The sequence below is a fragment of the Finegoldia sp. BIOML-A4 genome (assembly GCF_009679635.1).
GTDB lineage: Bacteria > Bacillota > Clostridia > Tissierellales > Peptoniphilaceae > Finegoldia > Finegoldia magna.
Map to the genome: position 1 here is coordinate 66,906 of NZ_WKZC01000003.1, position 23,498 is coordinate 90,403.

Annotated in this window: 24 protein-coding genes, 1 tRNA gene, 1 pseudogene and 1 riboswitch; of the genes and pseudogenes, 22 read left to right on the plus strand and 4 right to left on the minus strand. The window is 32.1% G+C overall.

Annotated elements, in window-relative coordinates; all coding sequences use genetic code 11:
* Positions 1-65 precede the first annotated feature (65 nt).
* From GKG01_RS03730 to GKG01_RS03760, 7 genes are all read left to right on the plus strand, one after another.
* Positions 66-608, plus strand: coding sequence for a ferritin family protein (locus GKG01_RS03730; RefSeq protein WP_154271546.1), 543 nt, complete (start codon positions 66-68; stop codon positions 606-608).
* Positions 609-664: 56 nt separating this feature from the next.
* The gene (locus GKG01_RS03735; RefSeq protein ID WP_094223703.1) at positions 665-928 is read left to right on the plus strand and encodes an HPr family phosphocarrier protein; all 264 of its coding nucleotides are present in this window, start codon (positions 665-667) and stop codon (positions 926-928) included.
* 103 nt (positions 929-1,031) lie between these two features.
* The gene (gene cdaA, locus GKG01_RS03740; protein ID WP_094206064.1) at positions 1,032-1,874 is read left to right on the plus strand and encodes a diadenylate cyclase CdaA; all 843 of its coding nucleotides are present in this window, start codon (positions 1,032-1,034) and stop codon (positions 1,872-1,874) included.
* Positions 1,864-2,841 carry a CdaR family protein gene (locus tag GKG01_RS03745; protein WP_154271547.1) on the plus strand — a complete coding sequence of 326 codons (978 nt, stop codon included), beginning with the start codon at positions 1,864-1,866 and terminating at the stop codon, positions 2,839-2,841. Before cdaA ends, GKG01_RS03745 begins: the two co-directional genes overlap by 11 nt.
* A 1-nt stretch (position 2,842) precedes the next feature.
* Positions 2,843-3,094 (plus strand): hypothetical protein, encoded by a 252-nt coding sequence (locus GKG01_RS03750; protein ID WP_148131322.1) that lies wholly within the window; start codon positions 2,843-2,845, stop codon positions 3,092-3,094.
* A gap of 102 nt (positions 3,095-3,196) precedes the next feature.
* On the plus strand, positions 3,197-4,546 hold the full coding sequence (gene glmM, locus GKG01_RS03755; RefSeq protein WP_094203995.1) for a phosphoglucosamine mutase: 1,350 nt from the start codon (positions 3,197-3,199) through the stop codon (positions 4,544-4,546).
* Positions 4,543-5,220: a 5'-methylthioadenosine/adenosylhomocysteine nucleosidase gene (locus GKG01_RS03760; RefSeq protein WP_094203994.1), complete on the plus strand. Its 678-nt coding sequence runs from the start codon at positions 4,543-4,545 to the stop codon at positions 5,218-5,220. Before glmM ends, GKG01_RS03760 begins: the two co-directional genes overlap by 4 nt.
* Positions 5,221-5,370: 150 nt before the next feature.
* Here the strand turns inward: GKG01_RS03760 and GKG01_RS03765 are convergent.
* Positions 5,371-5,447 (minus strand) — tRNA-Pro (locus GKG01_RS03765).
* 174 nt (positions 5,448-5,621) lie between these two features.
* Positions 5,622-6,884, minus strand: a complete 1,263-nt coding sequence (locus GKG01_RS03770) for a M18 family aminopeptidase (RefSeq protein WP_094223698.1) — start codon at positions 6,882-6,884, stop codon at positions 5,622-5,624.
* An 83-nt stretch (positions 6,885-6,967) separates the two neighbouring features.
* Positions 6,968-7,082, plus strand: a riboswitch (FMN riboswitch).
* A gap of 70 nt (positions 7,083-7,152) precedes the next feature.
* On the opposite strand from GKG01_RS03770, the gene GKG01_RS03775 reads away from it, so the two are divergent.
* From GKG01_RS03775 to tsaD, 5 genes and pseudogenes are all read left to right on the plus strand, one after another.
* Positions 7,153-7,743: an ECF transporter S component gene (locus GKG01_RS03775; RefSeq protein ID WP_094203992.1), complete on the plus strand. Its 591-nt coding sequence runs from the start codon at positions 7,153-7,155 to the stop codon at positions 7,741-7,743.
* Between the two features lie 110 nt (positions 7,744-7,853).
* Entirely contained in the window at positions 7,854-8,318 is a 465-nt protein-coding gene (tsaE, locus tag GKG01_RS03780; RefSeq protein WP_094203991.1) for a tRNA (adenosine(37)-N6)-threonylcarbamoyltransferase complex ATPase subunit type 1 TsaE, read from the plus strand.
* The gene (tsaB, locus tag GKG01_RS03785; protein WP_094203990.1) at positions 8,299-8,985 is read left to right on the plus strand and encodes a tRNA (adenosine(37)-N6)-threonylcarbamoyltransferase complex dimerization subunit type 1 TsaB; all 687 of its coding nucleotides are present in this window, start codon (positions 8,299-8,301) and stop codon (positions 8,983-8,985) included. Before tsaE ends, tsaB begins: the two co-directional genes overlap by 20 nt.
* Before the next feature lie 4 nt (positions 8,986-8,989).
* Positions 8,990-9,382, plus strand: a pseudogene (rimI, locus tag GKG01_RS09145) (ribosomal protein S18-alanine N-acetyltransferase); the annotation flags it as partial.
* A gap of 21 nt (positions 9,383-9,403) precedes the next feature.
* Positions 9,404-10,426, plus strand: coding sequence for a tRNA (adenosine(37)-N6)-threonylcarbamoyltransferase complex transferase subunit TsaD (tsaD, locus tag GKG01_RS03790; protein WP_241684740.1), 1,023 nt, complete (start codon positions 9,404-9,406; stop codon positions 10,424-10,426).
* Between the two features lie 71 nt (positions 10,427-10,497).
* Here tsaD and glmS read toward each other — a convergent pair whose 3' ends face one another.
* Positions 10,498-12,318, minus strand: coding sequence for a glutamine--fructose-6-phosphate transaminase (isomerizing) (gene glmS / locus GKG01_RS03795; RefSeq protein ID WP_154271548.1), 1,821 nt, complete (start codon positions 12,316-12,318; stop codon positions 10,498-10,500).
* 334 nt (positions 12,319-12,652) lie between these two features.
* On the opposite strand from glmS, the gene GKG01_RS03800 reads away from it, so the two are divergent.
* The 4 genes from GKG01_RS03800 to GKG01_RS03815 are packed head-to-tail and all read left to right on the plus strand — an operon-like array spanning position 12,653 to position 15,444.
* Entirely contained in the window at positions 12,653-12,877 is a 225-nt protein-coding gene (locus tag GKG01_RS03800) for a FeoA family protein (RefSeq protein ID WP_002835135.1), read from the plus strand.
* 29 nt (positions 12,878-12,906) lie between these two features.
* A complete protein-coding gene (locus GKG01_RS03805; RefSeq protein ID WP_035109672.1) occupies positions 12,907-13,137 on the plus strand; it encodes a ferrous iron transport protein A in 231 nt (76 codons plus the stop codon).
* A 12-nt stretch (positions 13,138-13,149) separates the two neighbouring features.
* A complete protein-coding gene (feoB, locus tag GKG01_RS03810; protein WP_094207451.1) occupies positions 13,150-15,279 on the plus strand; it encodes a ferrous iron transport protein B in 2,130 nt (709 codons plus the stop codon).
* Positions 15,280-15,306: 27 nt separating this feature from the next.
* A complete protein-coding gene (locus tag GKG01_RS03815) occupies positions 15,307-15,444 on the plus strand; it encodes a FeoB-associated Cys-rich membrane protein (RefSeq protein WP_154271549.1) in 138 nt (45 codons plus the stop codon).
* Between the two features lie 17 nt (positions 15,445-15,461).
* Here the strand turns inward: GKG01_RS03815 and GKG01_RS03820 are convergent, their stop codons facing one another.
* Positions 15,462-16,124: an AraC family transcriptional regulator gene (locus GKG01_RS03820; protein WP_154271550.1), complete on the minus strand. Its 663-nt coding sequence runs from the start codon at positions 16,122-16,124 to the stop codon at positions 15,462-15,464.
* Positions 16,125-16,249: 125 nt separating this feature from the next.
* Here GKG01_RS03820 and GKG01_RS03825 point away from each other — a divergent pair, with 125 nt between their 5' ends.
* The 6 genes from GKG01_RS03825 (at position 16,250) to yfcE (ending at position 23,495) form a co-directional block, all read left to right on the plus strand.
* On the plus strand, positions 16,250-17,236 hold the full coding sequence (locus tag GKG01_RS03825; RefSeq protein ID WP_154271551.1) for a cell wall-binding repeat-containing protein: 987 nt from the start codon (positions 16,250-16,252) through the stop codon (positions 17,234-17,236).
* A 123-nt stretch (positions 17,237-17,359) separates the two neighbouring features.
* Positions 17,360-18,685 (plus strand): trigger factor, encoded by a 1,326-nt coding sequence (gene tig / locus GKG01_RS03830; protein ID WP_154271552.1) that lies wholly within the window; start codon positions 17,360-17,362, stop codon positions 18,683-18,685.
* 40 nt (positions 18,686-18,725) lie between these two features.
* Positions 18,726-19,313 (plus strand): ATP-dependent Clp endopeptidase proteolytic subunit ClpP, encoded by a 588-nt coding sequence (gene clpP, locus GKG01_RS03835; RefSeq protein ID WP_002835127.1) that lies wholly within the window; start codon positions 18,726-18,728, stop codon positions 19,311-19,313.
* Positions 19,314-19,323: 10 nt separating this feature from the next.
* A complete protein-coding gene (clpX, locus tag GKG01_RS03840; protein WP_094207446.1) occupies positions 19,324-20,559 on the plus strand; it encodes an ATP-dependent Clp protease ATP-binding subunit ClpX in 1,236 nt (411 codons plus the stop codon).
* 63 nt (positions 20,560-20,622) lie between these two features.
* On the plus strand, positions 20,623-22,953 hold the full coding sequence (gene lon, locus GKG01_RS03845) for an endopeptidase La (RefSeq protein ID WP_154271553.1): 2,331 nt from the start codon (positions 20,623-20,625) through the stop codon (positions 22,951-22,953).
* The gene (yfcE, locus tag GKG01_RS03850; RefSeq protein ID WP_154271554.1) at positions 22,953-23,495 is read left to right on the plus strand and encodes a phosphodiesterase; all 543 of its coding nucleotides are present in this window, start codon (positions 22,953-22,955) and stop codon (positions 23,493-23,495) included. The genes lon and yfcE overlap by 1 nt, the downstream gene beginning before the upstream one ends.
* Positions 23,496-23,498 lie beyond the last annotated feature (3 nt).

The following is a 23,498-nucleotide window of genomic DNA, read 5'->3' on the forward strand; positions in this document are numbered from 1 at the left end:
GTATTCATTGCTTGTTAACGATGTGGTATAATATATGTATAAAATAAAATAGGGGGTATTTTGATATGAAAATGATGACACAAACAAATTTACAATCAGCATTCGGAGGAGAATCTCAAGCAAGAAACAGATACAACATTTGGGGGAATAAAGCTGAAAAAGACGGTTTTAAAAATGTTGCAAGATTGTTCAACGCTACAGCTGACGCTGAAAAAATCCACGCTGCATTACACTTTGATGCATTAAAAGATGTTCACGGTGATTTCGCAGTAACTAGCATGGCTGGTTTCGGAATTGGAAGCACTTCTGAAAACTTAGAAGGAGCTAGAAACGGAGAAATCTTCGAAGCAACTGAAATGTATCCATCATTCATCGAAGTAGCTGAAATGCAAGAAGAAAAAGAAGCAGTAAGAGCTATGAGATTTGCTGTAGAAGCAGAAAAAGTTCACGCTGAAAGATTCGGAAAAGCAAAAGAATTTGTTGACGGTGGAAAAGACTTAGAAGTAGAAGAAATATTACTATGCCCAGTTTGTGGATACATAGGATTTGAAAAAATCGATGCGTGTCCAATTTGCGGATGCAAATCCGAAAAATTCATAGAATATTAATTTTTTGATATAAGCCGGGTAATACCGGCTTATATTTTTAAAATCTGGAGGAAATTATGGTAGAGAAAAAGGTTTGTATAACAAACGAGATAGGACTTCACGCAAGAGCTGCATCCAAATTTTTGAATGAAGCAGTAAAATACAATTCTAATATTGAATTCATAAAAGACAATAAAACATACAGTGCTAAAAGTATTATAAGCATTTTGTCATTATCAGCGCACAAAGGATGTGAGCTTATTTTAAGATGCGATGGTGAAGATGAGCAATCAGCACTTGAAAAATTAAGCGAATTAATTGAAAACGGATTAGATTATTAAAATAGAGTGTGAAAATGTTTTTACGAATAAACGGCGCTTTTATCGTTTAATTTTGCAAAAAATTGGTGATAATTTATGGTATCATATAATTAAAGAAGCATAGATGGGAATGATTAATTTGGTTTTTTTGGATAAATTTTTTAATATGATCAATACACTAAGATTTTTGGATATCATAGATATCGCTATAGTTGCGGTCTGTATTTACAAACTATATATGATGATAAAAGAAACAAGAGCTGAACAACTCGTAAAAGGACTTGTAATCATATTTATTTTTGTAAAAATTAGTGATTCGTTGAAATTATACACTGTAAACTGGGTTTTGGAGAACATGATGACGGCTTTGGCCATCATGATAATAGTGGTATTTCAGCCTGAACTTAGAAAAATTTTGGAAACAATAGGTAGAAGTAATATTTTGACCAAATCATTTGCGGATATCAGAGGAGAAAAAGTGGATAAGTGCGTGGAAGAAATTGTACACGCTGTATTTTCACTTTCAAGACAAAAAATTGGTGCATTGATTATTTTCGAGAGAAGTACAGGTCTTGGAGACGTTGTAGAAACAGGCACAGTTTTAAATTCTGCGATTTCTAGCGAACTTTTGATAAATATATTCATACCTAATACTCCACTTCATGATGGTGCGGTTGTAATCAAAAATGATACTATCAAAGCGGCGGCATGTTTTTTGCCATTGTCCACAGAACAATCCATATCTAAAGAATTGGGAACAAGACACAGGGCAGCTATAGGAATGAGTGAAAAAAGTGATTGTTTGGCACTTATAGTTTCAGAAGAAACAGGTGGTATTTCAATAGCTGAACACGGTAAAATCAACAGATACGTTGATGAACCAACTCTAACAAAGATTCTGACAAAATTATACAATGATCAAGATTCTTATATTTTCAACAGAAAGGAAATAGAAGATGAAAGATAAATTAAAGAATAGTTCATACTTAAAAAATATTGACTTCAAAGGATTTTATTCAAACAATCTTATAATCAAAATAGTCTGTCTTTTTTTGGCGATATTTTTGTGGTCTTTTGTAATGGGAAATAAAAACCCTGTAGTAACAAAAGATATTCCAGTAGTAAACGTTGAATATCGTGGCGTAGATAAGTTAAGAGAAAATGGAAGAGTGATAATATCACCGAAAACTCCTACAATATCTATGCGTGTGGAAGGAAGAAGAAACACAATCACTAAAATGAAAAATTCGGAAATAAAAGCTTTTGTAGATGTTAAATCTATAAAAGTTGATTCTGAAACATTACCCGTAGAGGTAAGCCTTCCTCAAGGAGTTAACGTAGCAGATCAATCTGACGAAACTATTTTGGTGAAAACAGAAACAGTTGATACTGTTAAATTTCCTATAAGAATAATGAAAGTAGGAGATTTGCAGGGAAATGTCGAAATTGATTCTATTAAATTAGATCCAAAAGATATAAAAGTATCTGGAGCTAAGACGTATCTCAACTCAATTGATTACGCATCAGTCAAAATTGATCAATCAAATATTGACAAGGATATCAACTTAGATTTACCGATTAATCTAAGCTTAAAAGACGACACTACAAGATCATACTTGACAAAATCATCTGAAAGCTGCAAAGTAATAATCGATGTATTGCTTAAAAAAGATGTTGAAATCAAACCAGTTGTGACTAATATTCCAGACGGGTTGAAAGTCAAGAAAGTTACATTTAGTAGACCAACAATCAAGATAAAAGGTCAAGATGATATTATAAAATCACATTCAAATATAACAACCAAAGCAATAGATTTAAAAGATTTTAAAGAGGGAGAAAACACTGTAGATGTAACATTGGATTTACCGCAATCAATAGTCCTTGCAGAAGGCTCAAACGGAAGAATCACAGCAACAGTTGTTCTGGAAAAATAATATGAAAACTAAAAACAAAATCCCAATAATAACAATTATACTAGGTATAATTCTAACAGTAATTTCATTTTATATGCAAAGAGTAGCTGAAACATCGCCGGATTTGCCAAAATTACTGAGCCAAGTTGTATTTTTCTCATTGCCAATCACATCATTTATTGGTGTGTACTTTTCGTATAAAACTGAAAATTTTAAAACTTTAATAATAAATACATTGTTCTTGTTACCGATTACAAGTTTTATGTTTATATAAAAGCGAGTTTACACTCGCTTTTTGTTTGCAAAAAATGTACATTTTAATTGATTTTTACATTATGTGTTATAATTAGATTATAAAAATATGAGGGGGATATTGATGGGAAAATATTTCGGAACTGACGGCATAAGAGGCGTTGCGGGAGAAGATTTAACTGTTGAATTAGCTTATAAACTTGCGAGAGCAGCTTGTTATAAATTAAAAGATGTAGATAATAAATTAATTGTTATAGGAAAAGATACTAGAATTTCTGGGGATATGTTGGAAGCGGCTTTGATTAGTGGAATTACTAGCATGGGTTTTGATGTGTACAGATTAGGTGTGATTCCTACACCTGCTGTAGCGTATTTGACTAGATTTTATAATGCTTGTTGTGGAATTGTAATTTCTGCAAGCCATAATCCTTACGAATTTAATGGAATAAAATATTTTTCGAATGAAGGTTTCAAATTAAAAGATAGTCTTGAAGAAGAAATCGAATATTTGATTGATCATCAAGATGAAATCAACGTTAAAATTACAGGAGAAAAAGTAGGCAGAGTTTATGAAGAAGAATGTGCAAAGGATACATATATCAATTATCTTTTGAGCAGGGTTGATTTGGATTTGACTGGTGTGAAGGTGAGCTTGGATTGTGGTTTTGGAGCGACTTCTGAAATCGCACCAATTATTTTCAATAGATTAAACGCCGATGTAACTGTTACAAATACTGAATACGATGGGAAAAACATCAACTTCAAATGTGGCTCAACAAATCCTGAGGTTATAAGTAATTTGGTAAAAATTTCTGAATCTGACATGGGATTTTCATTTGATGGCGACGGTGATAGATTGATTGCTTGTGATGAAACTGGTGAAATAATGGACGGAGACCATGCTATTTGTGCAGTTGGACATTTCTTAAAAGAAAACAACAAACTTAAAAACAATGCGGTTGTGGGAACTGTTATGACTAATATCGGTCTTATCAAAAGCTTGAAAGAAATTGGAGTAGATGTTATCAAAACACAAGTTGGTGACAGATACGTTCTTGAAGAAATGAGAAAAAATGGCTACATTATAGGTGGAGAACAATCAGGACACATTATTTTTATAGAAGATAATACTACTGGTGATGGAATATTGTCGGCGATTAAATTAGCAGAAATAGCTGTGAAATCAAAACAAAAACTATCAGAAATGAATAACTTGATGACAAGTTTCCCACAAGTTTTGGTGAATGCAAAAGTCAATAACGAATACAAAAAAGTGTACAAAGATGATGAAGTCATTAATCAAAAAATAGCTGAGCTTGAACATGAATTCAAAGATGAAGGCAGAGTTTTGATTAGACCTTCGGGAACTGAGCCTTTGATTAGAGTTATGATTGAGGGAGAAAACCAAGAATATTTAGAGAAAAAAGCTATTGAATTAAAAGATTTAATAGAAGAAAGATGTGAGTTGATATGAGAACAATAGCGATTATTTCAGCATTAGAAAGTGAACAAGAGTATTTCAGAGAACAATTTAAGCCAGTCAAAACAGATAAGTTCAATCACTATGAAATATTTGTTTCAGAATTTGAAGACAAGAAAATTATAAATTGTGTTTGTGGAATTGGAAAAGTGAACTCAGCAGCTCTAACACAAAGAATTATCGATATGTACAATCCTGATTTGGTTATAAATTGTGGTGTGTGCGGTGGATTGGACAAATCACTTACTTTTGATGAGGTGATACTTGCAGATAAACTAAAATATCACGATATAAATGTGGATATTTTCAGCGACAACATCCCATACACTGATACTTTTGAAGCTGATAGTGAAACTTTGAAAAAATTAGACGAAATAATGACTCAAGAAAACCTAAAACACAGAATAGGTCTTATTGTAACAGGAGATCAGTTTATATCAACTACTGAAAAACAAGAAGAATTATTCGAAAAATATCACGCGTTGGGAACGGAAATGGAGGGATGCTCCATTGCTCATACCTGCTATCTAAATAATGTGAAGTTCTTGGTTATAAGAAGCTTGTCTGATTTTGCAGACGATGATGCAGATGATGAATTTTATAATAATTTGGAAGAAAAAACAAAAAAGGCTGCACACAGTGTAGTTGTGTTGATTAAAAATATGTAATGAATTCGTAGGATGAATGTAAATTTGTCCTACGTTTTTTATTTTGCTTAAAAATGAGCAAAAAAAATACATCTGTATAAAACAGATGTATTTTTTCATAATATCAATAACAAAAGGAAACAATAAAATCACAAATATAATTTGTGATTATGGTCGGGGTGAGAGGATTTGAACCCCCGGCCCCATGGTCCCAAACCACGTGCGCTACCGGACTGCGCTACACCCCGACGTTTTTATTACTTGCTTATCTCAAGTACTTTATTAGTATACGATAGATTTCGGTTTAATACAAATCTGTTTATAACAAAATAAACGGAGATAAAACAAAATAATTTCAAATATCTCATTTTACCTCCGTTTTATTAAGATTTTAAAATTTTTTACTTTTTATTTACATTACTTTAATATTCGTAGTAATATTTAAATAATTCGTAGATATATTCGTTATCTTTGCATCCGCCTAATTCTCTTACTGAGTGCATTGACAAAATTGCATTTCCAATGTCTATAGATTGAATGTCCAAGTTAGATACAGTGATTGGTCCAATTGTAGATCCACCTCTCTTGTCTGATCTATTTGTGAATTCTTGACAAGGTATATTTTTATCTAAGCATAATTTTTTAAATATTGATGAGCTAACTGCGTCAGAAGTATATGCTCCATTTGCCGCATATTTTATAACAGGGCCATTGTTGATTAGTGGTCTGTTAGTAGGATCTGCCATTTCTGTGTAATTTGGATGCAAGCTGTGTGCTTGGTCAGCGCTTATTAGATAAGAATTGTGCAATACTTCGTAGAAGTTTTTGCTGTTATCTTCGACTATTTTTTTGAAGCAATCGCTTAGAAGTGTACTTCCTGCTCCTTGTTTTGTAGAAGATCCGATTTCTTCGTTATCAAAAACCATAGCTAAGGCTAATGTGTTTGTAACGTCGGAATCTATTAAGGATTTGATAGAATTAAAAGCCATTCCCAAGTTATCAATTCTTCCAACTGAATAAAATTCGTCATTTTCTCCGACAAATTCTCCTTTTTGTCTGTCGTATAAGAACAAATCAAAATCTAAAATATCTTCTGAATTTATTCCGGTATTTCTCGCTAAAATTTCTTCGAAAGAAATCTTTGAATCTTTTTCTGATAATGCTAAAAGTGGCAAAGTGTCCTTTTGTGCATTGAATTTGTATCCGTTATTTACATCTCTATTCATGTGGATTGCAACGTTAGGAATTATCAACAAATTCTTATCTACGTTAATGTGTTTGATTTCTGGTTTGAATGGATTATCTGATTTCAAAACAACTCTACCAGCTACAGACAATGGACGGTCGAACCATGTGCTTAGTATTGGTCCACCGTAAACTTCAGTGTTTAAAGTCAAAAATCCGTCTTTGTTTACGATAGAATTTGGTTTTATTCTAAAAGTTGGGCTGTCTGAATGAGACCCAATCAATCTGATATTATCGAAATCAGAACTTCCTTTAAAAGCGATAATTGATGAATCGTTATTTGTTACAAAATATCCTTTGCCATTTTCGATTTTCCAATTATCTTTAAATTTTAATTCAGTAAACCCGTTTTCTGTTAGTGTTTTTTTAAAATTATCGATAACGTGAAAAACAGATGGACTGTTATCGATAAAACTCATTAATTCTTTTGTTATGTTCATAAAATCACCTCAATAATAGTATACCCAAAAATAAAAATACTTAATAGCAAAAGTTTACAAAAAATATACTTAGTGGTATAATGAAGTTACTTCAGGGCGAGGTTGATTTCCTCACCGGCGGTTATAGTCCGCGAGCATTATGCATGAATTGGTGTAATTCCAATACCGACAGTAAAGTCTGGACGAAAGAAGTAAATGTAATAATTAACATTTAGCCCTAAATATAAGGGCTTTTTTATTTGCCCTTGAAAATCTTAGGAGGTAGGTTATGGAAACCACAAGAAAAAATTCTAGTACTCAAACTATGGTGAAAATCAGTATTTTAGGGGCAATAAGTGCATTGCTTATGATTTTTAAATTCCCTCTACCATTTGCACCACCATTTATGACAGTGGACATAGGAGATTTGGGAGTATTAATTTCAGGATTTGCACTAGGACCTGTAGCAGGTGTGTTAACTTCTGCAGTTAAGATTTTGTTGAACTTTATAATTAACGGAACAACTACTGGTGGAGTTGGGGAATTATCTAACTTTATATTATCATCAGTATTCGTTGTTGTAGCAAGTTCAATCTACAACAAAGGAAAAAGCAAAAAATCAGCAATCACTGGATTAGTTTTTGGTGTATTGGCGTACACAGTAGTTGCTTGTATTTCTAACTATTTTGTAATTTTCCCATTGTACGGAATTAATTTGGTTGATTTTACAAAAGAGTTTGCAAAAGTAAATTCATTGGCAGGAACTCCGTTGATGTTCGTGCTTTTCAGTATCGTGCCATTTAACATTGTAAAAGGTATCATCGTATCTGCAGTTACAATCGCACTTTACAAGCCAATTTCAAGATTTTTGAAAAAATAATCAATAACATACATGTAAAAATTCATAAAATATACAATGACTCATTAATCTAAGATAATGGGTCATTTTTGTTGTTGTTCAGTTGTGATATAATTTATTTGGTGATATTTATGGAATATATTTTAAATGATTTAAAAGATACTGAAAAATTCGGACAACTTTTTGCAAAAGTTTTAAAAAAACAAGATGTTATATCTTTGATTGGTGATTTGGGAGCTGGAAAAACTACTCTTACTAAATCTATTGCTAAAAGTTTTGGGATTGAAGAAAATGTAACCAGTCCAACTTTTTCATTGGTAAATACATACTACGGTGATGTTGATTTAAATCATATTGATTTGTATAGATTAGAAGATGAGATGGAGATAGAATCCTTAGATATAGATGAGTTGTTGTATCCAGAAGGAATTACTATCATTGAATGGGCAAGTAAAGCACAGTCTTATATGCCTAGAAATTTAATTGAAATTTACATTGAAAAAACTGGTGATGTTTCTAGAAAAATTAGAATTGACGGGAACAACAAAAGAGAAAAAGAAATTATAGAGGAATTAAATGAAAATTTTAGCGATTGATACTTCAACTATGATTAGCTCTTGTTCTTTGATGGAAGATGGACTAATCGTTGGAGATTATAATATAAATCAAAAGAAAACTCACAGCGAAACTTTGGTTTTGATGATTGAGCAAATGCTTGAAAAATTAGATACAGATATTGAAGATGTGGACGTGTTTGCGGTGTGCAAGGGACCTGGATCTTTTACTGGTCTTAGAATTGGAATGACCACTGCAAAGACTTTTGCACAAGTTTTCGATAAAAAAATCGTCGGCATATCTACCTTGGAAGCTTTGGCTAATATGATTAGCACTGACAAAATTATTATTCCTATTTTGGATGCAAGAGGTGGGAGAGTTTACTACTCGATGTTCGCTAACGATTCAAAATTAGAACGTTTGATGGATGATGATTTGATTTATTTTGAAGATTTGGTTAAACAACTTGACGATGATAAGGAATATATTTTCGTGGGAGATGGAGTGTATTCTTTCTTAGATGAAATCAAATCTAAGAAGAACTTCCACCTTGCAAATTCTTCGTTGAATAATTGTATTACAAGGTCGATTTGTGACTTGGCAAATAAAACTGAGACATTTGATAGCTATTACACTCTTAGTCCAGATTATGTGAGAAAATCACAAGCGCAACGAGATTACGAAAGAAGACACAGTAATGATAATTAGACAGATGGATTCCTTTGATTTGGATGATGTTGTAGAAATTGAAAGGGAAAGTTTTTCAGATGCTTGGAGCAAAATAGGATACGAAGCTTGTTTGAAAAATGAATGTAATCATTATTTTATCGGAGAAAAAGAAGGCAAAATCGTGGGGATTATTGGATTTTCAATAGTTGTTGATGAAGCTGAATTACAAACAATTTCTGTGAAAAAAAGTTGCAGAAACTGTGGGATTGCAACTGAATTTATAAAATTTATGTTAGATTTTTGCAAAAAGGAAAATGTCAAAAATATTTTCTTGGAAGTTAGAGAGTCTAACTTTGAAGCAATTAATCTTTACACGAAATTTGGATTTCAAAAAAACGGCAGAATTAACGGATATTACGAAACTCCAAAAGAGGACGCATTGAGGATGATGTTGAATATGGATGATATTAAAGAAAATATAATTACGCTTGCAATTGAAACATCTTGTGATGAAACAAGCGTTGCGATTGTAAAAAATGGAAGAGAAGTGTTGAGTAATGTGATTTCTTCTCAAATAGATGTACACAAAAGATATGGTGGTGTGGTTCCGGAAGTTGCGAGCCGTCTTCACTTAGAAGCAATGAACTCTATTTTGCAACAATCTTTGGACGAAGCAGGTTTATCATTGAAAGATATTGATGTAATTTGCGTTACAAAAGGTCCCGGACTTATTGGTGCATTATTAGTTGGGATTTCTTGTGCAAAATCATTGAGCTATTGTTTGAAGAAGCCTCTTGTAGGGGTAAATCACATGCAAGGCCACATTTGTGCAAACTACATTAGCCACAAAGAATTAGAACCACCATTTATTTCCTTGGTTGTATCTGGCGGACACACTTATTTAATAGATGTTATAGATTATCAAAATTACGAAATAATTGGCTCTACAAGAGATGACGCTTGTGGTGAAAGCTATGATAAAGTTGCACGTGCGTTGGGATTGGAATATCCAGGTGGGCCTGTTATTGACAGGCTTGCAAAACAAGGAAATCCAACAGCGATAGATTTTCCAAGAGTAATGCTTGAAAAAGACAGCTACGATTTTAGTTTTAGTGGATTGAAAACAGCTGTTCTAAATTATTTGAACAATAAAAATCAAAAAACCGAAGAAATAATAAAAGAAGATGTTGCAGCATCTTTCCAAGAAGCTGTCATAGATGTTTTGGTTGAAAAATCTTTTAGATTATTAGAAGAAAAAAATCAAAAAACTTTCGTACTAAGTGGTGGAGTAGCAGCAAATTCTAGATTAAAAGAGAGAGTTTTGGAAAAAGCAGAAGAAAAAGGAATACAAGTGTATTTTCCAGATAAAATCTTGTGCACAGATAACGCTGCAATGATTGCAACTGCTGGATACTATGATTATATCAACGGAAAACAAGATGGACTTGATTTGAAAGTTTATCCTAATTTAGAATTATAAAATGTAGCTATAAAATTAAATATTAACATTAAAAAAGGAGTTCTCACTTTAAAATGAGGACTCCGTATTTTTTATTCAACTGTTACTGATTTTGCTAAGTTACGTGGTTTATCTACATCTAAGCCTTTTTTCAAAGAAGTATGATATCCCAACAATTGTTCAGGAACTACTGAAAGTATCGGATACAATAATTCTAACGTTTTAGGAATGAAGATGATTTCTTCTGAGAAATCTTTCATATTGTCATTTCCTTCAACTGTGATTGTGAATACTTTCGCTCCTCTTGTCACAACTTCTTGAACATTTGAAATTGTCTTTTCAGCTAATTTTGATTGTGTAATAACTGATAATGCTGGAGTGTTTTGTTCTATCAAAGCGATTGAACCGTGTTTTAATTCTCCTGCAGGGAATGCTTCAGTGTGAATGTAGGAAATTTCTTTTAATTTTAAAGCTCCTTCTTTTACACTCAAGAAGTCCAATCCACGTCCTATAAAGAACATCGATTTATCTTCCTTGATAGCTTCAGCTATTCTTTCAGTTATTGATTCTGATTTTAATGTTTCATCTATTTTTTCAGGCATTGTTTTTAATTCTTCGATGTATTTTGAATACTCAACATCTTCAATTGTGCCTAATTTCTTTGCAAAATCCAAAGCCAACATTATCACTGTAACCAATTGTGAAATGTATGCTTTAGTACTGGCTACTGCAATTTCTGGGCCTGCCAAAGTGTAGATAACCTTGTCAGCTTCTCTTGCTATTGATGAGCCAACTACGTTTGTAACTGCCAAGATTTTTGCGCCTTTGTTTTTGGATTCTCTAAGAGCTGCCAATGTATCAGCAGTTTCTCCTGATTGAGAAATCAAAATCACTAGAGTGTTTTCATCGATAAATGGATCGTTGTATCTGAATTCTGATGCGATATCAGTAATTACAGGTATTTTTGCCAATTTTTCAATAGCAACTTTGCCAACTTCACCTGCGTGATAAGCTGTACCACATGCAACGATGTATACTTTGTTTATTTTCGATAATTCTTCTTTAGTTAATGAATTTTCTGCAAAATCTATTACGTTATTTTTTACATTAACCTCTAAAGTCTTCTTAACAACTTCTGGTTGTTCGTGAATTTCTTTTAACATAAAATGCTCATAGCCACCTTTACTAGCTTGATCAATTGTCATGTCTACAGTTTTAACTTCACGATCTACTTTTTCGAAATCTTTATCGTAAATTGTGTAGTTTTTCTTATCAATTTCTACGATATCTCCATTTTCCAAATACACGATGTCTCTTGTATATTTTAAAACGGAAGGAATATCACTCGCTAAAATTATTCCGTCGTCACATTTTCCCAAAATCAACGGAGATTCTTTTCTTACAGCGATTAGTTTGTCTTTTTCGTATTCTGAAACAATTCCTAATGCATAAGCTCCCTTTAATCTTTTGATTGTAGATTTTACCGCTTCTAATAAATCGTCTTTATAGTACTGGCTAATCAATGCAACAACAATTTCTGTGTCTGTAGTTGATTTGAAAGTGTAGCCATTATCTTCTAATTCTTTTTTTAATTCTTTGTAATTTTCGATAATACCGTTGTGAACAACTGAGAATTTACCATCTTCACTTACTTGTGGGTGAGCGTTAATTTCATTTGGTTCACCGTGAGTTGCCCATCTAATGTGACCAATTCCCACACTTGCGTTGTTGTCGATTTCATCGATAGAATCTATTAAATTTTGCAATTTTCCTTTTCTTTTTACTGTTTCGATTTTATCTGTTACTACAGAAATACCGCTTGAATCATAACCTCTGTATTCCAGAGATTTTAATCCGTTTAATATGATTTCTACGGCTGATTTTTCGCCGTTATAACATACTATTCCGCACATATATTTACCTCCAAATTTTTTAGAGATACACTTCATTATTTTTGTTTCAAAATTGCTCTTGAACTTTGTTAAATGCTAAGGCTGTGTTACCTATAGAGCTCCCGCCGAAAAATTCGATAACTCTATCCCTCGTTAACCGTAAAGGTCTGGCGCTTTTTTGTTTTTATCTCTTGAGATATTATATCAAATATAAAATGTAGTGTAAATTTTATTAGCAAATTGCAATAATTTTGTAACAAATGAAAAAATAATAATGATTTTCACTTGACATTAATACTCTTTATCAATATAATATCAATGTAATAGATTTAAACGTTTAAATGAGGGTGATTAAATGAATTTGGCATTAGTGCCACTCAATGAAGATTTTGAAATCGTAAAAATAAAAAAAATAAAAGATGATTCACAAAAAAAATTATTGAATAATATGGGCTTTGTTGAAGGAGCAGTAGTTACGGTTGTTTCAGAAAGCTACGGAAATTTGATAGTTAAAATAAAAGGTTCAAGAGTGGCTATAGGAAAAGATATAGCTATGAGAATTATGGTAAATCATATTTAATTAAGGAGGATACATAAGTGGATAACGAAATGAATCTTAAACACGCCGAAGTAGGAAAATACTACAGAGTTGTTAAGATTTTGGGAAAAGGTCCTGTTAAAAGAAGAATAATGGATATGGGTATTACAAAAAATGTAGAAATCTATATCAGAAAAGTAGCACCATTAGGAGATCCAGTTCAAATTAATTTGAGAGGATATGAATTAAGTCTTAGAAAAGATGATGCAGAAAATATTTTAATAGAAATTATAGATAAATAATTAGGAGGACTTATGTCAATAAGAATTGCTTTAGCAGGTAACCCTAATAGTGGTAAGTCCACGATGTTTAACGCGTTGACAGGATCCAATCAATATGTTGGTAACTGGCCAGGCGTTACTGTAGAAAAAAAAGAGGGAACCTTAAAAAATAACAAAGATATTAAAATTACCGACTTACCGGGAATTTACTCGCTTTCTCCATATACTTTGGAAGAAGTTGTTAGTAGAAATTACTTAATAAACGAAAAACCAGATGTAATTATTGATGTTGTGGATGCTTCAAATATTGAAAGAAACTTGTATCTTACAACACAATTATCTGAAATTGGAATTCCAATGGTTTTGGCATTTAATATGATGGATGTCGTTAAGAAAAATAACGATAAATTAAACACAAAACTAATATCTGAAAAATTGGGAATTCCAATAGTTGAAGTATCAGCACTTAAAAAATTAAACTTGGATGAATTAATTGAAGTTGCACAAAAACAAGTGAAATCTCATCATGAATCGATAAAATCATTTAGTGATGAAATTGAAAATGTGCTTACTGAAATAGAAAATAGTGTAGAATCCATTAAAAATTCTGAATCAAAAAGATGGTTTGCTGTAAAAGCTTTGGAAAGAGATGAAAAAGCATTACAAGCTGTTCATATCACTGATGAAGAAAAAGCAAAAGTTGAAGAAATTGTTTCGAAAATTGAAGAAGAATACGATGATGATGGTGAATCCATAATTACAGATGAAAGATATACATTCATTACTTCAGTAATTTCAGATTCTGTACAAAAAGGAAGATCGGGATTAACAACTAGTGATAAAATCGACAGGGTGGTTACTAACAGATTTTTGGCATTACCAATTTTCGTATTGATAATGATAGCCGTTTACTTTATTGCGGTAAAAGTTGTTGGTGGTCCTCCATTCCACGATTGGTGGGCAGATACTGTGATGGGAACTGCATTAGCTGATTTAGCTACAAAAGGATTAGAAGCAATCGGAACTAGCGAATGGGTAACAAGCCTTGTTGTTGATGGTATTGTTGCCGGCGTTGGTGCAGTATTGGGATTCTTGCCTTTGGTTGCAACGTTGGAATTATTGTTAGCTATTTTAGAAGATATAGGATACATGTCAAGAATCGCATTTATGTTGGATAGAATGTTCAGAAAATTTGGTTTATCTGGTAAATCATTTATTCCAATCTTAATTGGTACTGGTTGTTCAGTTCCAGGAATTATGGCAACAAGAACTATTGAAAATGAAAACGACAGAAAAATGACTATCATCGTTGCATCATTCATGCCTTGCGGTGCAAAAACAGAAATCATAGCATTATTTGCAGCAGCGATTTTCGGTCAATGGTGGTTTGCTCCATTATTGTATTTTACAGGAATTTTGGCAGTAATAATCAGTGGCCTTATTTTGAAAAAGACAAAAGCTTTTTCAGGAGAACCTGCACCATTTGTAATGGAACTTCCTGAATATCACAAACCAACTGTTTCAAATGTTTTGCGTGTAACTTGGGATAGAACTAAATCATTTATCATAAAAGCAGGTACAATAATCTTAGTTGCATCAATTTGCGTTTGGATTTTACAAAATATTTCTGTTAAGGGAGAATTTGTTCATTTCGCTGATGATAGTACCGATACTATATTGGCGTTCATCGGAAAAATATTCGCTCCGATATTTGCTCCATTAGGATTCGGAAATTGGACTGCAACTGTAGCTTCATTCTTAGGAACTGTTGCTAAAGAAATGGTAGTCAGCGTTTACGGAATAGTTTCTGGTGTAGGTGATGATACAGGTAAAATAGCTGATTTGGTTAGAAATAATTTTACAATTGCTTCTGCGATGAGTTTCTTGATATTTAACCAATTATCAGTTCCATGTTTCGCAGCGGTTGGAGCTATAAAAGAAGAAATGAATTCTTCAAAATGGACGGCTTTTGCAATTATATATCAAATTACTTTTGCATATTTAATATCGTTTATGGTATATCAATTCTTAAATGTGTTGGTAGTAAAACAACCATTTACAATTATGACAGCAATAGCGCTTGTAGTGTTGGTTGGAATGTTGTATATGATATTTAGAAAAGATAAATACAAAAACAATCAATCAAAAAGAGCAGTAGAATAGAGATAGAATTTTAAAGAAGGTGATTTTTTGAATATAGCTGATATAGTAGTATTATCAATAATTGTCGTAGCAATTGTGTTTGCAGTGCGTCGTATTATTAAAAAAGGTGGTAGCTGTGATTGCGGTTCCACTTCTTGCCCTCATTCTAATAATTACAATAAATAATAAAACAAAGCGTGGCCTTAATATAGGTCACGCTTTGTTATTGTTCTGAATTTTTTCGGTGTAATTTGTTTTATATTTTTGAATTGTTGACAAAAATATGAATCAGATTGAAACCCAACTTCCTTTGAAATCTCGCTAACGGATTTGTCGGTGTAAGTCAAAAGCAGTAGACTTTTTTCTATTCTAAAAGTAGTCAAAATATTTGGAAGATTGCTTCCCGTGTTTTGACAAATCAATGTCGACAAATAGCTTTTGGACACGTGCAAGTGATCAGACAGAATATCCAGAGAAATCTTCTGCTCACTGTTATTGTAAATGTAATCCAATGCCCTTCTGATTAATGGGTTTTCACAACCCTTTGTAAATATATTTTGGTTTGTAGTGTAATATTCTACGATTTCGTGAAGTATTTCACTGGTGTTTTCAGATTCATTATTTTCTACTTTATATAATAGTTTGTTTTTTTCATTTTCACAATATTTTAAACTTTGAGAATCGTTTATATTTTTCATCTGATTCCATGAAAATATCGCCAATAACTGAATAATTGTGTTCTTTTGGGATCTAATATTAGTTTCAGAATCTTCCCAAATTTTTAATATTTCTTCAGCTAAATCATGTGCTTTTTTATTTGATTTTATCTGAACAGCCTTTATTAACTTTGATTCCAATTCGAACATATACAATTCCTTTCATTTTTGAGTGTTACGAATTAATTATATAACTAATTTGCTTGAAATTGCAAGAAATGATACATTTTTGCAATTTGATTTGATTTTAATATATAATTAATGGAGAGGTAATTATGAAAAGAATTTTAATTTTGTGTATGTGTTTGTTGTTTTTATCGACAAAATCACTTGCGAATACGGATGTAGTTCTGGATAAAATAATTGAGAAAGACTGTTCTGATTTGTCAGAAAAATTGACAGAAGAAGTTTACGACAAAAACGCAAACTTAGTCATAGTAAATGAAAAAAAGGAAAGCGACATAATTTCAGCCCTAAGTTTTGCATATAAGAATAAGGCTGCGATTTTGCTTATTCAAAATGATGGAGCATATATAAAGAAAGAAAGTCCGATATTAAATGAAGCTAATAGGTTGAAAGCGAAAAATGTATATATCATAGGCGGACCAAAATCAGTTTCAGAAGAAATCTCTGATAATTTGAAATTGAGCGGTTTGTTGGTTACAAGAATTGATGGCAGAGATCGCGTCGAAGTGTCCAAGAATGTAATCAAAGAAAACACGAATTTGAATCCTACGGATACTTTAGTTATTAGCGATTTGTCCAATTTCAATTTTATTCAAGCAAAGATGGGTTACTATCTTAAAAATGGATACGCAATTACATTTGTACAAGGTAAGAAATTTGACGATTCAATTACAAAGTTTGCTATTGATAAAGGAATTTCAAATATTTTGATAGATCAACCTACATCGATTATAAGTAGTGAATACGACGAGAAGTTAAAGAAAAATGGTTTCAAGGTTACACGAAATGATTACAAATCGGTCTATGATGCAAATTATGTTCAAAACAGTGATATTAAGTATTCTAAAATTATATTTACTGAATACAAAGATATTAGAACATCTTTATTGGCATCGTATGTTAGTCTACAAAAAAATTACGTAAATATTTTAGTAAATGAAGGCAATGTAGACAAGACTACCAATAAACTTCTTACGACATCTATACAAAATGGTGTATATATCGGAAAAAAAGAAGAAAATTTCGAAAAATTAGCAAATAAATTGGATTTATACTACAAAGTTGAACAAAAATAACAGTTTTTTAATCATTTTAGCTAAAAAACTTTAAAAAAAATGGTATTTAGGGTATAATATTAGCTGGAATTTCTATTTTAAGTGAAATTAATTTAAGTTTTAAATAAAAATTAGGAGGAAAGTATGAGCGCAGTGCTTGTAAGTAAAGAAAATAATCAAGCGGTATTCACATGTGAAATACCTGCAGAAGATTTCAATAACGCAATTGAGGAAAGTTATAAAAAGAATAGATCTAAATTTAGTTTAAAAGGATTTAGAAAAGGTAAAGTTCCTAGAAAAATGTTGGAAAGAGCTTATGGTGAAGGTTTATTCTACGAAGATGCTGTAAATCTATTATTACCGGGAATTTACGAAAAAGCTATCGAAGAATTAGAATTAGAACCAGTTTCACAACCAGACATCGATCTTGATGACATTACTGAAAACAATGATGTAAAAGTAAAATTCACTGTTGATTTGAAACCAGAATTCGAATTAGGTGATTATTCTAATCTTTCAGCTGAAATCGAAGAATACAAAGTAACTGATTCTGATGTTGATTTGAAAATCAACCACGAATTAGAATCAAACGCAAGAGTTCAAGAAGTTGAAGGTAGAGAAGCTAAGGAAAACGACACTGTTTCTATCAATTTCAAAGGCTTTGTAGAAGATAAAGCATTTGACGGTGGAGAAGCAGAAGATTATGAACTAGTTTTAGGTTCACACACATTTATTCCAGGATTTGAAGAACAAATTATCGGGCACAATGTTGGAGACGAATTTGATGTTAATGTTAAATTCCCAGAAGACTACCACGAAGATTCTTTAAAGGGACAAGATGCTAAGTTTGAATGCAAAATCAATTCAATCAAAGAAAAAGTGTTACCTGAATTAGATGATGAATTCGTAAAAGATGTTTCTGAATTCGATACTCTTGACGAATACAAGAAAGACATCAAAGAACACTTAGAAAAAGACAACGAACAAAGACAATTAGTTGAAAAACAAAATAAATCTGTAGAAGCTTTGATTGATGCTACTGAAATTACAGTTCCAGAATCAATGATTGACAACGAAGTAAATCGTCAATTCCAAGATTTTGCAAGAAGAGTTCAACAAATGGGCTTAAATACAGATCAATACTTCCAAATCACTAACACTTCTGAAGAAGATGTTAAAAACGAATTAAGAGCTAACGCTGAATTAAAAGTTAAAGGTGATTTGGTATTAGAAAAATATATCGAAAAAGAAGCAATCGAATCAACAGATGAAGAATTAGATGAACAATTAAAAGAATTCGCTAAAGTATATGGACAAGATGATGAAGAAAAATTCATCGAAGAATTCAAAAATAGTCCAAACGTAGAATTCTTAAAAGAAGACATCAAGAGAAAGAAAGCTTTAGAAAAATTAGTAGAAATCACTAAATTTGAAGCAAAGAAAGCTGAAGACACAAAAGAAGATAAATAATATTTCAATAAATTAGAATTAATAATAGGAGGTTATTATTATGCCATCTTTAGTACCAATGGTTGTAGAACAAAGTAATAGAGGCGAAAGATCTTACGATATTTTCTCTCGACTTTTAAAAGAAAGAATTATTTTCGTCACAGGCGAAGTTAATGATCAGATGGCGGATCTTGTTATAGCTCAATTATTGTTCTTAGAAAGTGAAGATCCAAAAAAGGATATTCAATTATATATCAATTCACCAGGAGGTTCTGTAAGCGCAGGATTAGCGATATACGATACTATGCAATACGTTAAACCAGATGTTTCAACAATCTGTGTAGGAATGGCTGCAAGTATGGGAGCAATTCTTCTAACAAGTGGTGCAAAAGGAAAAAGATATGCACTTCCAAATGCAGACACTTTAATCCATCAACCACTTGGTGGAGCACAAGGACAAGCTAGTGATATCGAAATTCACGCTAAGAATATTTTGAAGAAGAGAGAATTATTAAACAAGATATTATCTGAAAGAACTGGACAACCTCTAGAAAAAATTGAAAGAGATACAGACAGAGATTTCATACTAACAGCAGAAGAAGCAAAAGAGTATGGATTGATAGACGAAGTTATATATACTTCTAAATAAGGAAATATTTATGCCAAAAAATGAAAATCAATATAAATGTTCTTTTTGCGGTAAATCACAAGATGAAGTCAGAAAATTAATTGCTGGACCTGGAGTATTTATTTGTGATGAATGTGTTTCATTATGTAACAGCATAATAGAAGAAGAATTCAAAGATATAGATAATACCCAAGAAAGAATTGATTTGCCTAAGCCAATCGAAATCAAGGATGTGCTTGATGATTATGTAATCAAACAAGAAGAAGGTAAGAAAGCCTTGGCTGTTGCGGTATATAATCATTACAAAAGAATTAATTCTAATCTAATGAATAATGATGTAGAATTACAAAAATCAAATATTTTATTGGTGGGTCCAACTGGAAGCGGAAAAACACTTTTAGCTGAAACTTTAGCCAAGATATTGGATGTTCCGTTTGCTATTGCCGATGCAACTAGCCTTACAGAAGCTGGATATGTCGGAGAAGATGTAGAAAATGTAATTTTGAAGCTTATTCAAGCGGCGGATTACGATATAGAAAAGGCAGAACAAGGAATCATCTACATTGACGAAATCGACAAGATTACTAGAAAAAGCGAAAATCCTTCCATCACTAGAGATGTTAGTGGTGAAGGTGTACAACAAGCTTTGTTAAAAATAGTTGAAGGTACAATTTGCAATGTGCCACCACAAGGTGGAAGAAAGCATCCTAATCAAGAATATATTCAAGTTGATACAAAAAATATTTTATTCATTGTCGGTGGAGCTTTTGACGGCTTAGAAAAAATAATCGAAAAAAGAACAGAAACAAAATCAATAGGTTTTGGGGCAGATTTGGGAGAAAATGAACATAAGAGAATTTCTGAATTGTTCAAAGATATTAGGCCAGAAGATTTGATTAAATTTGGTTTAATTCCTGAATTTGTAGGAAGAATTCCAGTTTTAGTTACACTTGATGAACTAGATGAACAAGCTTTAATTAAAATACTTTTGGAACCTAAAAATGCAGTTATCAAACAATATCAAGAATTATTCAAAATGGATGATGTTGAGTTAGAATTTGATGAAGAAGCATTGAAAGCTATCGCCAAGTTAGCTTACGATAGAAAAACAGGTGCCAGAGGTTTGAGAACAATAATAGAAAAATCTTTGATGAATATTATGTTTGAGCTACCATCAAGACAAGACATTTCCAAAGTAATTTTGACAAAAGAAAGTGTACTAGAAGGAACAGACCCAAAACTTGTTTTCAAAACAAATAATAAATAACACAAATAGCTCACTTTAGGTGAGCTATTTTTATCAATAGATTAAATTCGAAAGAGGAGTTTGATGAAAGAATACTATACAATATCAGAAAAGAAACTTCCAATAATCGCGTTGCGTGGTTTGTGGTTGTTTCCAAATAATATCCAACATTTTGAAGTTGGAAGAGAAGTTTCATTAAATGCTTTAAATGCTAGTTTGCTCAGAAATTCTGAGATTTTTATTTGTACGCAAAAAGATCCAATGGTAGAAAACATCACAAAAGAAGATTTTTATCATACAGGAGTTCTTGCAAGTATCAAACAAACTATTAAAATGCCAAACGGAAATGTCAGAGTTTTGGTTGAAGCTTACTACAGAGCAAAAATCGTAGACTTTGTTGAAAACGACAGTTTCTTAGAAGCAAACGTTGAAGTTATGGAATACGATAAAACAAAATATCATCCTACGGATAAATCACTGACTATGATTAGGATGATTATTTCTTCGTTTGAAAGCTTGGCAGAAATTATCAAAAAACCATTACCACAAGATTTGCTTGGGGGACTTTTAAACGAAGAAGATCCAAGTTCTTTGATAGATACAATTTCAATGCTAATTTCATTAAACGACAAGGATTCAATTTTATTATTGGAAACTTTGGATATGGATGAAAGAATTGAGTTGGTGTACAAATTTGTAATAAAAGAAATTGAATTTTTGAAGATAAAAGAAGATATCGAACAAAGAACAAACAAAGAAATATCTGACACACAAAAAGAGTATTTTCTTCAAGAACAATTGCGTCAAATCAAGATGGAGTTAGGTGAAGAATACGACATCGAAGACACAGATGATTATGCCAACAAAGTTAAGAAACTAAAACTAAAAAAAGATTCTGAAGAACACGTTTTAAAGGAAATCAACAGATTATCTTCTATGAATCCAAATAATCCCGAAAGCACAGTAATCAGAAACTATATCGATCAAGTATTGGATATTCCTTGGAACAAAAAATCAAAAAGTTCGATTGATTTAAAAGTTGCAGAAAAAGTTCTAAATGACGGTCATTTTGGATTAGAAGATGTTAAGAAAAGAATTTTGGAATATTTAGCTGTTAAGAAGATGACTGGATCATTAAAAGGACCTATCCTTTGTCTAGTTGGACCTCCAGGGGTTGGTAAAACTTCAATTGCAAGATCAATCGCTGAAGCAACTAATAGAAAATTCGTATCCATGAGACTTGGTGGCGTACGTGATGAAGCAGAAATCAGAGGTCACAGAAAAACTTACATCGGAGCAATGCCAGGAAGAATCATAACTCAATTACAAAAAGCTAAGAAATTAAATCCAGTTTTCTTATTGGATGAAATTGACAAATTAGCATCTGATTTTAGAGGAGATCCTGCAAGTGCTTTGTTGGAAGTTTTAGATCCGGAACAAAACAGTGAATTTACAGATAATTACATCGAAATTCCAGTTGATCTGTCAGATGTATTATTTATCACTACTGCAAATTCACAAGAACAAATTCCAGATGCATTGTTAGACAGAATGGAAGTTATCAGAGTTACAAGTTATACAGATTATGAAAAATTTGAAATAGCTAACAGATATTTGCTTCCACGTCAATTAAAAGAAAATGGAATGGACAAATCCCAATTCCACATCACAAGAGATGCTATCTATACGATTATAAACAACTACACAAGAGAAAGTGGAGTAAGAGAGCTTGAAAGAAATATTGGAAAAGTAGTCAGAAAAGCCGTTGTTAAAATCGTAAGAGATGATGTTAAAAAAGTTGTCGTCAACAATAAAAATCTAGAAAAATTCTTGGGATCAAAATTAGTTTTAGATGATGAAATTCCAAGGGAAGACACAATTGGAGTTGTGAATGGTTTAGCGTGGACACAAGTTGGTGGAGTTATCCTTACAATTGAAGCTAATGTGATGGACGGTAGCGGCAAAACACAACTTACAGGAAAACTTGGAGATGTAATGAAAGAATCTGCAATGGCTGCAATTTCATACATCAGAAGTAACCAAGAGGATTTGGGTATAAAAGGAGAATTCTACAAAGAAAAAGATATTCATATTCATGTTCCAGAAGGTGCTGTTCCAAAAGATGGACCATCAGCAGGTGTTACAATGGTTACAGCGCTAGTAAGTGCATTGACAGGAAGAAAAGTAAAACACGATTTTGCAATGACTGGAGAAATCACACTTACAGGAAGGGTATTGGCAATTGGTGGTGTCAAGGAAAAAGTATTGGCTGCTCATAGATACGGAATCAATAAAGTTTTCTTGCCAAAAGAAAACAAAAGAGATATCCAAGACATTGATCCTAAAATTAGACAAAAAATCAAATTCTATTTTACAAATAATGTAAAAGAAATTTTGGATGAGGTATTAATCTAATGAAAATAGGTGTAATAAGCGATACACATGGCTCTTTAGATAATACGAAAAAAGCTTTGGATATTCTAAAAGATTGCGACACGATTTTTCATTTGGGAGATGTTTTGTATCACGGACCACGCAATGCTCTTCCAGAAGATTACAATCCCAAAGATTTGGCAGTTATTTTCAAATCTATGGATAATGTGATATATACAAGAGGAAACTGCGATAGTGATGTGGATCAAATGGTTATTGAACACGATTTGACACAAAAACATAGAATCATAAATATTGGCAGATTTAGAATTTTCACAATTCATGGATATGAAGAAGATGAAGACAATAGAATTAGGATTGCTAAGGCGAATAATTGCGATATCGTAATAACAGGACACACTCATGTAAAAGTTTTGGAAGAAAAAGACGGAGTTATTTTGTTAAATCCAGGTAGTCCTTCTATTCCAAAAGACGGTGTAAAATCAGTTGCAATAATAGATGATGATGAAATCAAACTTATAGATACAGACTCAAACAAAGTTTTGTCATCTTTGAAAATATGAAGT

What these genes read in the sequence shown, in the direction of transcription:
- clpX (WP_094207446.1), top strand. Translation starts at nt 19,324, where the DNA reads ATGCCAAAAAATGAAAATCAATATAAATGTTCTTTTTGCGGTAAATCA.
- tsaE (WP_094203991.1), top strand. Translation starts at nt 7,854, where the DNA reads ATGGAATATATTTTAAATGATTTAAAAGATACTGAAAAATTCGGACAA.
- cdaA (WP_094206064.1), top strand. Translation starts at nt 1,032, where the DNA reads ATGGGAATGATTAATTTGGTTTTTTTGGATAAATTTTTTAATATGATC.
- glmM (WP_094203995.1), top strand. Translation starts at nt 3,197, where the DNA reads ATGGGAAAATATTTCGGAACTGACGGCATAAGAGGCGTTGCGGGAGAA.
- yfcE (WP_154271554.1), top strand. Translation starts at nt 22,953, where the DNA reads ATGAAAATAGGTGTAATAAGCGATACACATGGCTCTTTAGATAATACG.
- GKG01_RS03735 (WP_094223703.1), top strand. Translation starts at nt 665, where the DNA reads ATGGTAGAGAAAAAGGTTTGTATAACAAACGAGATAGGACTTCACGCA.
- glmS (WP_154271548.1), bottom strand. Translation starts at nt 12,318, where the DNA reads ATGTGCGGAATAGTATGTTATAACGGCGAAAAATCAGCCGTAGAAATC.
- GKG01_RS03800 (WP_002835135.1), top strand. Translation starts at nt 12,653, where the DNA reads ATGAATTTGGCATTAGTGCCACTCAATGAAGATTTTGAAATCGTAAAA.
- GKG01_RS03775 (WP_094203992.1), top strand. Translation starts at nt 7,153, where the DNA reads ATGGAAACCACAAGAAAAAATTCTAGTACTCAAACTATGGTGAAAATC.
- GKG01_RS03745 (WP_154271547.1), top strand. Translation starts at nt 1,864, where the DNA reads ATGAAAGATAAATTAAAGAATAGTTCATACTTAAAAAATATTGACTTC.
- clpP (WP_002835127.1), top strand. Translation starts at nt 18,726, where the DNA reads ATGCCATCTTTAGTACCAATGGTTGTAGAACAAAGTAATAGAGGCGAA.
- GKG01_RS03750 (WP_148131322.1), top strand. Translation starts at nt 2,843, where the DNA reads ATGAAAACTAAAAACAAAATCCCAATAATAACAATTATACTAGGTATA.
- feoB (WP_094207451.1), top strand. Translation starts at nt 13,150, where the DNA reads ATGTCAATAAGAATTGCTTTAGCAGGTAACCCTAATAGTGGTAAGTCC.
- tig (WP_154271552.1), top strand. Translation starts at nt 17,360, where the DNA reads ATGAGCGCAGTGCTTGTAAGTAAAGAAAATAATCAAGCGGTATTCACA.
- tsaB (WP_094203990.1), top strand. Translation starts at nt 8,299, where the DNA reads ATGAAAATTTTAGCGATTGATACTTCAACTATGATTAGCTCTTGTTCT.
- tsaD (WP_241684740.1), top strand. Translation starts at nt 9,404, where the DNA reads ATGGATGATATTAAAGAAAATATAATTACGCTTGCAATTGAAACATCT.
- lon (WP_154271553.1), top strand. Translation starts at nt 20,623, where the DNA reads ATGAAAGAATACTATACAATATCAGAAAAGAAACTTCCAATAATCGCG.
- GKG01_RS03805 (WP_035109672.1), top strand. Translation starts at nt 12,907, where the DNA reads ATGAATCTTAAACACGCCGAAGTAGGAAAATACTACAGAGTTGTTAAG.
- GKG01_RS03770 (WP_094223698.1), bottom strand. Translation starts at nt 6,884, where the DNA reads ATGAACATAACAAAAGAATTAATGAGTTTTATCGATAACAGTCCATCT.
- GKG01_RS03760 (WP_094203994.1), top strand. Translation starts at nt 4,543, where the DNA reads ATGAGAACAATAGCGATTATTTCAGCATTAGAAAGTGAACAAGAGTAT.
- GKG01_RS03730 (WP_154271546.1), top strand. Translation starts at nt 66, where the DNA reads ATGAAAATGATGACACAAACAAATTTACAATCAGCATTCGGAGGAGAA.
- GKG01_RS03825 (WP_154271551.1), top strand. Translation starts at nt 16,250, where the DNA reads ATGAAAAGAATTTTAATTTTGTGTATGTGTTTGTTGTTTTTATCGACA.
- GKG01_RS03820 (WP_154271550.1), bottom strand. Translation starts at nt 16,124, where the DNA reads ATGTTCGAATTGGAATCAAAGTTAATAAAGGCTGTTCAGATAAAATCA.